Here is a 9,755-nt window from a genome sequence, read left to right as displayed (position 1 = left end):
CAGAACGCATTTTAGCTTCTTCAACCGTCGGAACGACGGGGTTAGCCTGATCAGGTTTCGACCGTCAGGTCGGATAACTCAGGAATCCTTCACCTCTAAGTGAAGCGTAGGTGGAGGTAGTTCAAACGTTTTGTTCGACTAAGCCGCCGATTCGTACCGTATCACGTGCAATCATCAATTCTTCGTTTGTCGGAATGATGATGACTTTGACCGGTGAATGCGGATAGTTGATGAATAATTCTTCACCACGCGCGCCGTTATTGAGCGATGGATCCCAGTAAACGCCCATGAACTCAAGCCCCCGTAAGACGCGCTCACGAATCGAATCTGAGTTTTCACCGACACCAGCCGTAAAGATGATCGCATCGACGCCGTTCATCTCAGCAGCATACTGTCCGATATATCCGTGAATCCGGTTTGCGAAAATCCGGAGCGCCATCTCGGAACGGTGGTTGCCTTCTGTCGCCGCAGACTCGACATCACGTAAATCACTTGAAAGACCTGAAAGACCATATATTCCTGATTCTTTGTTCATGACGTTCAAGACATCTTCTGCTGTTTTCCCTGTTTTCTCCATCAAGAACGGAATCAAGGCCGGGTCAAGCGAACCAGAACGTGTTCCCATCGTAATTCCTTCAAGTGGCGTAAAGCCCATTGTCGTATCAAGTGACTCACCACCCGCTACTGCCGCAATCGACGCTCCGCTACCAAGGTGACACGAAATCAGACGGAGGTCTTTTAATGGACGACCGAGCAATTCAGAAGCACGTTCGGTTACGTACTTGTGGCTTGTTCCGTGGAAACCGTATTTCCGAATTCCGTATTCTGTATAGTATTCGTATGGAAGACTGTAGAGGAAGTTCTCTTCCGGCATCGTTTGGTGGAAAGCCGTATCAAATACAGCAACTTGTGGTACATCCGGCAAAATCGCTTGGAACGCACGGATACCGATTAAGTTTGGTGGAATGTGTAATGGACCGAGTTCTGTATACGATTCGATGTCTTGCATGACTTCGTCCGTAATGACGACCGAATCGGCATACTTTTCTTTCCCGTGTAATACACGGTGTCCCACACCTTTGATTTCATCATAAGATGAGATGATGCCAAACTCCATCAACTTCTCTAACGACAATTCAACCGCTTCTTTATGTGTTGCAAGTGGAAGAACATCTGTAAATTTCTGTCCTTCACCATATTTAATCGTAAAGATGGCGTCATCTTTCCCAACACGCTCTACTAAACCGACTGCGACCATCGTCTCACTCGGCATCTCAAGTAATTGGAACTTAAGTGACGAACTACCGGCGTTTACTGCCATAATCTTTGCCATGATTTATTTCCCCTTTTCCATTCAAAATCAGTAGACATTCACATCTGTATGAGTCTTGCTCTTTTTCTGTTCTACACTAGAATAGTCAAATTAACAATAGATTTCAATCACTTTGCGCATTTCACTTTAATTCTGTGTTAATCCATTCATCAATCTGTTTCACCATTCCACCAAAGGCACGGGCATCGGTGAAGGACGGTAACTCCGCGAGTAATGCTTGTTTAGGCATCGTCATTCCGGCAAGGTGATTTCGTACAATCAGATAACTTTTGGCGGCTTGTTCTTGTTTGAACATCGTCAGCGGCAATTGGAGAATACCGATGACATGCGCTTTCTCTTCAAAATAGTGCTTCAACTTACCTTCCGTATCATGTTGGAACAAGCCGTTCGGAATGACAAACACACCAAATCCACCTGGCTTCACGTAATTCATTGCTTGTTCGATCAATAGAAAATGGCTGTAACTCATCCCTTCCTCACGTTTTAGGACATACGTCTGGGCTACATCTTCATCCGGATAATAACCAATCGGTAAATCAGCCATCGCTAAATCAACAGGATCTAACAAAAGCGGGCGGAGTCCATCTTGATGCGTGTAGTTGACCGGATAATCAAGAAGTTCCGTGACGGATGCAGAAAGTCGGATTAATGTTTCATCGACTTCAACGGCTTCTGCGACGGCATCTTTCGGAAGTTGACTGAGGACGGCATGTAACATCCCACCCGTCCCACTTCCAAGATCGAGCAGACGGACGTCCCCCTTCTTGATTAATTTCCCGATTAAATAACCGGCAAACAAGGCGACACTGTCCGGTGTCGGTAAATGATTCGGTTGAGCTCGTTTCATGCCTTCAAGGATCGCAAGTGAAACAGCTTTTCGCACCGTTTCCGGATCGACGTTTTCCGTATGCCGCTCGTTTAGTCGGTCGATGACTTCCGTTAACGCTTCTAAATACGGCATATCTAAATCACGTTCTAGTTTCCGGGTTTGTTGAGTCAGTTCTTTGTATAGCGTTTCTAATGCTTCCATCTGTGTTCCATCCTTTCAAAACGAAACGGCCCCCGTGCTTCGTGGGAGCCGTTTTTTCTCATTATCTTCATTGTAGCGGTTTCACGCCATTTGTAAACTATTCTTACTTCGTCGTTTTGGCACCTTTGGCAGCAGCAAGCGCCGAATCAAAATCGACTTCGTTCGTCGACTCGTCCAGGTACTCAGCATATACGACTTCGTTTGCCGCATCGATGACGAAGACAGAACGAGCAAGTAAGCGAAGTTCTTCGATCGCTACTCCGTATTGTGTACCAAACGAAAGATCACGATGATCGGACAACGTCACGACGTTATCGAGTCCGCTTGCCGCACACCAACGACGTTGTGCGAATGGCAGGTCATTTGAGATCGTCAATACCGTCACACCATCGATTCTCGCTGCCTCTTCATTGAATTTACGCGTTTGTGCATCACAAACCCCTGTATCAATTGATGGTACGACACTGATGATTCGAACCCCTTGATATGTATCGCGCATAACCGGTGAAAGATCATTCGCCAATACTTCGAAATCCGGTGCTTGTTGCCCGACCTCAACTGCTGTTCCGACTAATGTAATCGCATTGCCTTTAAATGTTGCCATGTGAATTCCCCATTTCCCAATAGATTCTAAGTCGTTTCCCATTCTACTATAAAAACGATCCTAACGTATGACAAGAATTTTGCCCGTGTCTTTAGCTAGCAGTACCGATTATTCCTTAAAACAGGTATAATGAAAGAGTTCATGAAACGCTTTCAAGGGGGAATTGACCATGGCTCGAAACAATGTCTACCTGTATTACCGAAACAAACAAAGACACGAGACGCAGGTACGTAAATTGATTGAAGTTGGAAATCGGTATGGACTAAATGTCGTCCAGGATCATAAACAAGCCAATATCATCGTTTCGATTGGTGGAGATGGAGCGTTTCTTCAAGCAGCCCGTTTTACCGGATTCCGTGAAGACGCCATTTATGTCGGATTCGCTGAAGGTCCGAACTCGTTTTATTGTGACTTTGACATCAATGATTTATCTTCAGTCGAAGCGATTTTCAAAGAAACCGGCAACCGTGCTTCGAACGGTGATATCGAAGTCCGCCGTTATCCACTTTTAGAAGCTTCGATCAATGGTGGTCCAGGCATGCTTTGCCTAAACGAATGTTCCGTCAAGTCGAGTATCATCAAATCACTGGCAATCGAAGTATACATCGATGGATTCCTCTTCGAGACGTTCCGCGGGGATGGGATGGTCATCTCGACACCAACCGGTTCAACGGCGTACAACAAATCCTTGTCAGGTGCAATCGTCGATCCATTGATCCACTGTCTGCAAGTCAGTGAGATCGCATCCGTCAACAATAACCGTTACCGGACACTCGGATCCGCATTCCTCTTAAACCGGGGTCGTAAATTATCTCTCCGCATCATCGAGGATGGCAATGACTATCCGATCATCGGGATGGACAATGAGGCACTCAGTTTAAAACGGACAGATTCCGTCGATATTCAACTATCGGAAAAAGAATTGAAAACCGTTAAACTCACCGACAATACATTTTGGCATAAAATCCAACGTTCTTTCTTATAACAAAAAAATCTGCCGAGCGGCAGATTTTTTTGTGGAATCAATTCATGACCGGAGTAGCCTGAAAAACGGTTTTCCCCGCTTGGACCGTCTCAACCAATTGGTTACGTAAGACCGCTTCTCCACGTAGTAAGTAGAAATCTTGATCAAAGATGACGAAGTCCGCGTCGTAACCTGGAAGCAACATGCCTTTTCGTCCATGTGTATCCGTCGCGATGTGCGGATTTTTCGTGAACAGCAACAATGCTTCATACATCGAGAGGACTTCATTCGTCTTGTTGATGTTGCCTGCCGTTCCAGTTGTTGCCGCGTATAATGCACGCCGAACATCGGGATTTGAGATTGGCGCATCTGATCCACCACAGAGAAGAGCACCCGTATCCGCAAGCGACTTCAGTCGATATGCCCAGTCGAGCCGGTTCAACCCAAGACGGTCTTGTGCAAAATCCGCGTCATCCAGCAAGAACACCGGCTGAACATCAATCAAGACCGGTAACTTCCGGATGCGCGTCAAGAGTTCGGGACGGACGACCGTCGCATGTATGATCCGGTCTCTTTTTCCTTTTGGTGCCGGATAATTCTCAAGTACCGTGACAAAACGTTCGATTGCCAAGTCACCAATGACGTGCGCCGCGACCGTAAAACCATAGCTCCGCGCCCGTTTGACAAGTTGTTCCAACTGTTCTGGTGAATGGACTTCGATACCGCGTGTTGTCGGATCGTCCGAATATCCTCTGCCAAGCAAGGCCGTCCGCCCACCGAGTGCACCATCGACAAATACTTTCATCGCACCAACGGATAACGTCGCCGGCAAAACAGGATTCGTCTGAATGAATTGATCGAGTACTAAATGATGAACAAGAAGATGCGCATGGAACCCGGTTTCTTCCGTCACTTCACGATACGCTTGCAAGACATCCGTCAAATCACCATGATATGCCAAGTCTTCCGTATGCGCGGCGACGATACCGTACCGCTGTAAATCTTTGATTGCCGATCGTAACGATGCTTTGTTCCGTTCCATTGAACCTGATTGCAGAGCATACAGTGGTTCGATCGCTGCATCATATAAAAATCCGTCGGCTTCGCCCGACTCCGCCAAACCAATCTTCCCACCTTCGATAACCGTCGATGCTTTGTAACCAAGCTGTTTAAACAAGACATCATTGACGAGCACTGTATGTCTGTCCGTTCGTTTGAGTAATGCCGGTTCTGTTGGGAACAGTTGATTTAACCATGCCTTCGTCGGCGCACGGTCCAGTTTCGTCTCATCATAACCTTCCGCCACGTGCAAGCCGTTGATCGCTTCCGCTTGAACAAAGGCTTTGCCTAATTCGTCTAACGTCGTGTAGCGAGACGCATCAACTCGCCCGATCGCTTCCCCGTAGCCAATCAAATGGATATGAGCATCGGTAAATGCGGGATAAACCGCTTTGCCGTTTAAGTCAACAATCGATAGAATCCGTCTTCCGAATCGACGACGTAACTTTCCCTCTTCCCCCATCGCGATGATTCTTTCCCCTTCGACAAACATTGAGGAGTGCACATCTTCCTCGTGTGCCATTGTTCGGATGATTCCGTTCACATACAGTTTTCCCATCTTAACCGCTCCTTTTTTTACAAAAACAGGGTGACCTGGACGGCCACCCTGAATTGTCAGTGATGATTACACATGCATCGTTTCCTGTTGACCACATGCTTTTCGAATACGTTCGATGGAGCCCGGATCAAATTGTTCCAAAACACGTTCTCCTAAAGTGATCGTCCGCTCGTAATCTCCCGCCAGGAACTTTGTCTCAGCAATCGTCAGCGACATATGTATCTCATTATCTTGCCGCCGGAACCGATTGGCGTATTGGACAAGACGTTCCGCATACGTGACTTCGAATACTAGTTTATCTATCCGTTCTTGCAACAATCTAAACGTCCCGTTGACGTCCTCACTTTGAGAAACGATATAATTGACGTTAAATGGCAGCTCTTCTAAACGTGACTCCAGCGTCTGCAGGGAACGACTTGAAGCATGTAATACCTCTTCGACATCCGCCGGGATTTTCGGTACACCCAACCGTTTTAAACGCAAGCGAGTCGTCGAAAGAAGCTGACGCCATTCAGCGACCCGTTGTCGGACTTCCGTCTCCTCTTTACGTAATGCCTGGAGTTCGACGGTGAACCGTTCATACTGAATCATCAGCTGTTCTTCTAAACGAACGGCATCTCGCATTTGATCCTCCAACATACTGAATGGGATGATGCGGCTTGCGATCGATTCATCTAAATCTTTTGCTGCACCAAACAACATTTCTTCATCTCGTTGAATCGACTCATAATGCTCCCCTAGATCCGCTGAGATTTCATAATTTTCTCGTAGCATGCTGAACTCTTGCGCCAATTGATGTACTTTTTCACGCATCCGTAATGCTTTTTGTTTCAGCGACTGATTTTCTTTTTTCACATGGTGTCGCGCATCTACTTCACGCCGGAACGTATCGTACATTTGATCAATATCTGAAGCAAGCTGTTGCACTTGTTCTTCTAGACCAACGATTTCGAGGAACTCCAACTTTTTGACGAGACTCAGACGCTGTTCTTCAAACCGTTTGATATCAGATTGCATACCAAGCGGCTCCAGTGGATAACCGTCAAGCGTCATCTCTTTATAGCCGGCACTTAATTGATCAATCCGTTGTCTTAACTCATGTGCTAGTGTTTTCCAATGTTGCGGAATCACTTCAACGAGCTGACGGGTCTCTTCGACTTTCGTTTCGAGCTGAAGACTTGTTTCGTAAGCTTTCGTCACTTCTCCTGCTTCCTCGAAGGCACCCATCTCTGTACGCAATTGGTCAATGGTCTCTGCTTGTTCTTCCAACTTAGGTAAAGCTGGTCCAAACGATGTTGCTTGCAGTAACAGGGATTTACGCACTTGGCTAGAGTGGGTTTCCCCTTGCGCTTTCAGTTCCGCTAAGACAGATTGATTCGTTTTGAACGTCGACATATCGGTTAACATCTCATCAATCAATCCTTCAAGTTCAGCAATCAGTTGTTCCGTTACTTCCAGATCGTTTTTAACCGCTACAAAACGATAGCCATCCAGCCCTTCTTCTGCCCGATATAACGTCTCATCAATTTGTGCAACGTGGACGGTCACTAACTCTTCCCATGCCTGGTGCCAGGATGTGAATTTCGTCTCCGTCTCACCCGCCATCGGGAGTTCCTTTAGTTCTTGCAGCTCCTTCGGAATCGATGCACTAATGATTCCTTGTTTCCGCAGATCAAGTTCATCGATTTTCGTATAATATTTTTTACGACTGATCATGCTAAACAGCATGACGAGTAATACGATGACGATGACGCCAATCACCCATGCCCACATTTGTTACGACCTCCACCCTGTCAAGCGATTTCACTTTCCAATAAATTCGCTTTAATCTTATCCTTATAATAGTATAGCGCAACCGATTTGCATAGAATTACTCGGGCTTTTCCTAATTTCTTCCGAACTTTCCGCGACCATTTCCTGAATTCAATTGTTTGTCAGTCACGCGAAAACCCGATAAGATGAATAAAATATGATTTTTCAGGAGGAATTTTTGATGTTCGAGACAACGACTTATGACGGTGACCGTACGAAACAATATGAAATGCTGAATAAACAGTTAGATGCCTTGCTCGCTGGCGAAACCAATCAAGTCGCTAATCTTTCCAACGCAAGTGCTTTACTTGGTCAATTCCTGGAGCGGACGAACTGGGTTGGTTTCTACTTAACGGATACGGCGCAAAATGAACTAGTCCTCGGTCCATTCCAAGGGTTACCGGCCTGCGTCCGAATTCCGTTTGGACGTGGTGTCTGCGGAACAGCGGCACAAGACCAAATCACACAACTCGTCATGGACGTCCATGCCTTCCCAGGTCATATCGCCTGTGATGCAGCTACGAATTCCGAAATTGTTGTTCCATTGGTGCAAAACGGTGTCACGATTGGTGTTCTTGATATCGATAGTCCTGAACTGAATCGTTTTGACGAAACGGATCAAGCCGGCCTCGAAGCATTTTGCAAAACGCTTCTTCGTCATATTTGATTGACAGCAGGAATATGCAGACGTATACTTGTAAAAGTGCAGAAATGATAACGATAGCGGTCAAATCGCTTACGTATCACATTTCATGACTCGGCTTTGCCGGAGGGGCATCGTGTAACTTTGCTATCAAGCGAGGGTGCCACATCATGAAATGGGCGTAACGTGGGTTTGATGGCGTTATTATTTTTATGCAAATAATAACGAACACTAAGGAGGAGTCTTATTATGGCTCGCTATACAGGTCCAGCTTGGAAACTTTCACGTCGTCTCGGTATCTCTCTTACTGAAACAGGAAAAGAAATCGCAAAACGTCCGTACGCTCCAGGACAACACGGTAACAGCCGTCGCAAAATGTCTGAGTACGGTCTTCAACTTCAAGCGAAGCAAACGCTTCGTCACATGTACGGAGTAAACGAACGCCAATTCAACCGTATCTTCAACGATGCTGGCAAAATGCCTGGTATCCACGGTGAGAACTTCATGTTCTTACTTGAAGCACGTCTTGATAACGTTGTTTACCGTATGGGTATGGCTCGTACACGTCGTGCTGCTCGTCAGCTCGTCAACCACGGTCACATCCAAGTTGATGGCGCTCGCGTCGACATCCCGTCGTTCCGCGTGAAACCAGGTCAAACGATTTCAGTTCGCGAAAAATCGAAGAACTTTGTCGTTATCAAAGAAGCACTCGAAGTTGCACCAGCAACTAAAGACTTCATCACGTTTGATGCTGAGAAGCTCGAAGGAACTTTCGTTCGTCTTCCAGAACGTTCAGAGTTGAACGATCAAATTCAAGAACAACTCGTCGTTGAGTACTACTCACGTTAATCAGTTGTTTCAAGCATCCACTTCGGTGGGTGCTTTTTTTATGTTTTCATCTCCCTCCTTTTGTGTTAACCTTTTATTTATATTGGTTAACACATAAAGAAGAGGACGTGTCATTTTATGAAAACAAAAGATCTTACATTCATCGCCTTAGGGGCTGCCATCATTTCTGCGGTCAGTTTATTACCGCAACTTCAACTCGTCGGTCCGGTTCCGATTACCCTTCAAATGCTTGCCATCATGACGGTCAGTGCCATCCTCGGCGCAAAACGCGGCGGACTTGCCGTGCTCATCTTTTTATTGCTCGCTGCTGCCGGTCTTCCCCTGCTCGGCGGAAAAGGTGGACTTGCTCCGTTCGTCGGTCCGACGGTCGGCTATTTGATTGCCTTTCCGATTGCCGGATTTTTCATTGGCCTCGTCGCTGAGAAAACCCGTCGTTTCCTCCCGCTCTTCATCGGGATGTTGGTTTTTGGACTCGGACTCGTTTATCTGCTCGGGACATTGGGGTTGATAATCGTCTTACAGCTATCCTTCATGGATGCACTCGTCATCAATATCCCGTTCATCATCGGGGATCTATTAAAGGCCTTGATTGCTACGACGATTGCCGTTCGTTTACTCCCGCTTCGCTTATTCCGGATGGCTTAACAAAACGGGGCTGACTCATAAGTCAGGCCAAAATCAATCCTTGTGACGGACGTGTCCGACATCCTCGCTTTCCATGGGCGGAAGCGCTAATCGCGCTTCCTTTTCCCATAGGAGTCGAGGATGAACGTTTCCGTCTTCCATCAATCAAAAGGCCGATGATCCCATCTTTGAACTGCTCCCCGTCAAGTAGACAGGCGAAATAATAAAAATCTTTTAAACGGCTTGAGCCCTGAATTCCAGCGGACTCAAGCCGTTTA

General features: G+C 46.5%; 10 protein-coding genes. 4 read left to right on the top strand and 6 right to left on the bottom strand.

What is annotated here, in order from left to right; translation table 11 throughout:
* Positions 1-121: 121 nt before the first annotated feature.
* The 3 genes from KNQ13_RS14970 to tpx form a co-directional block, all read right to left on the bottom strand.
* Positions 122-1,333 carry an acetate kinase gene (locus tag KNQ13_RS14970; protein WP_014971011.1) on the bottom strand — a complete coding sequence of 404 codons (1,212 nt, stop codon included), beginning with the start codon at positions 1,331-1,333 and terminating at the stop codon, positions 122-124.
* 121 nt (positions 1,334-1,454) lie between these two features.
* Positions 1,455-2,363: a class I SAM-dependent methyltransferase gene (locus tag KNQ13_RS14965; protein ID WP_026830008.1), complete on the bottom strand. Its 909-nt coding sequence runs from the start codon at positions 2,361-2,363 to the stop codon at positions 1,455-1,457.
* A 103-nt stretch (positions 2,364-2,466) separates the two neighbouring features.
* Positions 2,467-2,973 carry a thiol peroxidase gene (gene tpx / locus KNQ13_RS14960; protein WP_150111979.1) on the bottom strand — a complete coding sequence of 169 codons (507 nt, stop codon included), beginning with the start codon at positions 2,971-2,973 and terminating at the stop codon, positions 2,467-2,469.
* Positions 2,974-3,136: 163 nt separating this feature from the next.
* Between tpx and KNQ13_RS14955 the strand changes: the two genes are divergently transcribed.
* Positions 3,137-3,952: an NAD kinase gene (locus KNQ13_RS14955; RefSeq protein ID WP_014971014.1), complete on the top strand. Its 816-nt coding sequence runs from the start codon at positions 3,137-3,139 to the stop codon at positions 3,950-3,952.
* Between the two features lie 37 nt (positions 3,953-3,989).
* Here KNQ13_RS14955 and KNQ13_RS14950 read toward each other — a convergent pair whose 3' ends face one another.
* Both KNQ13_RS14950 and ezrA read right to left on the bottom strand, forming a co-directional pair.
* Complete coding sequence (locus KNQ13_RS14950) at positions 3,990-5,549, bottom strand: amidohydrolase (protein ID WP_014971015.1); 1,560 nt, start codon at positions 5,547-5,549, stop codon at positions 3,990-3,992.
* 66 nt (positions 5,550-5,615) lie between these two features.
* Positions 5,616-7,322, bottom strand: coding sequence for a septation ring formation regulator EzrA (ezrA, locus tag KNQ13_RS14945; RefSeq protein WP_026830010.1), 1,707 nt, complete (start codon positions 7,320-7,322; stop codon positions 5,616-5,618).
* Positions 7,323-7,542: 220 nt separating this feature from the next.
* On the opposite strand from ezrA, the gene KNQ13_RS14940 reads away from it, so the two are divergent.
* From KNQ13_RS14940 to KNQ13_RS14930, 3 genes are all read left to right on the top strand, one after another.
* Entirely contained in the window at positions 7,543-8,028 is a 486-nt protein-coding gene (locus tag KNQ13_RS14940; RefSeq protein WP_026830011.1) for a GAF domain-containing protein, read from the top strand.
* 225 nt (positions 8,029-8,253) lie between these two features.
* Positions 8,254-8,853 (top strand): 30S ribosomal protein S4, encoded by a 600-nt coding sequence (gene rpsD / locus KNQ13_RS14935; protein WP_014971018.1) that lies wholly within the window; start codon positions 8,254-8,256, stop codon positions 8,851-8,853.
* A 117-nt stretch (positions 8,854-8,970) separates the two neighbouring features.
* Entirely contained in the window at positions 8,971-9,498 is a 528-nt protein-coding gene (locus KNQ13_RS14930; RefSeq protein WP_026830012.1) for a biotin transporter BioY, read from the top strand.
* Between the two features lie 22 nt (positions 9,499-9,520).
* On the opposite strand, the gene KNQ13_RS14925 is transcribed toward KNQ13_RS14930, so the two are convergent.
* On the bottom strand, positions 9,521-9,755 hold a 235-nt coding region (locus KNQ13_RS14925; protein WP_214773249.1), incomplete at its 5' end, for a hypothetical protein.

Source organism: Exiguobacterium sp. s128, assembly GCF_018618815.1.
GTDB classification, from domain to species: domain Bacteria; phylum Bacillota; class Bacilli; order Exiguobacteriales; family Exiguobacteriaceae; genus Exiguobacterium_A; species Exiguobacterium_A antarcticum.
This window is presented reverse-complemented; position numbering and strand designations above follow the sequence as displayed.

Excerpts from the sequence above, each read along its gene's own strand:
- KNQ13_RS14970 (WP_014971011.1), bottom strand. The coding sequence starts at position 1,333 with ATGGCAAAGATTATGGCAGTAAACGCCGGTAGTTCGTCACTTAAGTTC.
- KNQ13_RS14965 (WP_026830008.1), bottom strand. The coding sequence starts at position 2,363 with ATGGAAGCATTAGAAACGCTATACAAAGAACTGACTCAACAAACCCGG.
- KNQ13_RS14955 (WP_014971014.1), top strand. The coding sequence starts at position 3,137 with ATGGCTCGAAACAATGTCTACCTGTATTACCGAAACAAACAAAGACAC.
- KNQ13_RS14950 (WP_014971015.1), bottom strand. The coding sequence starts at position 5,549 with ATGGGAAAACTGTATGTGAACGGAATCATCCGAACAATGGCACACGAG.
- ezrA (WP_026830010.1), bottom strand. The coding sequence starts at position 7,322 with ATGTGGGCATGGGTGATTGGCGTCATCGTCATCGTATTACTCGTCATG.
- KNQ13_RS14940 (WP_026830011.1), top strand. The coding sequence starts at position 7,543 with ATGTTCGAGACAACGACTTATGACGGTGACCGTACGAAACAATATGAA.
- rpsD (WP_014971018.1), top strand. The coding sequence starts at position 8,254 with ATGGCTCGCTATACAGGTCCAGCTTGGAAACTTTCACGTCGTCTCGGT.
- KNQ13_RS14930 (WP_026830012.1), top strand. The coding sequence starts at position 8,971 with ATGAAAACAAAAGATCTTACATTCATCGCCTTAGGGGCTGCCATCATT.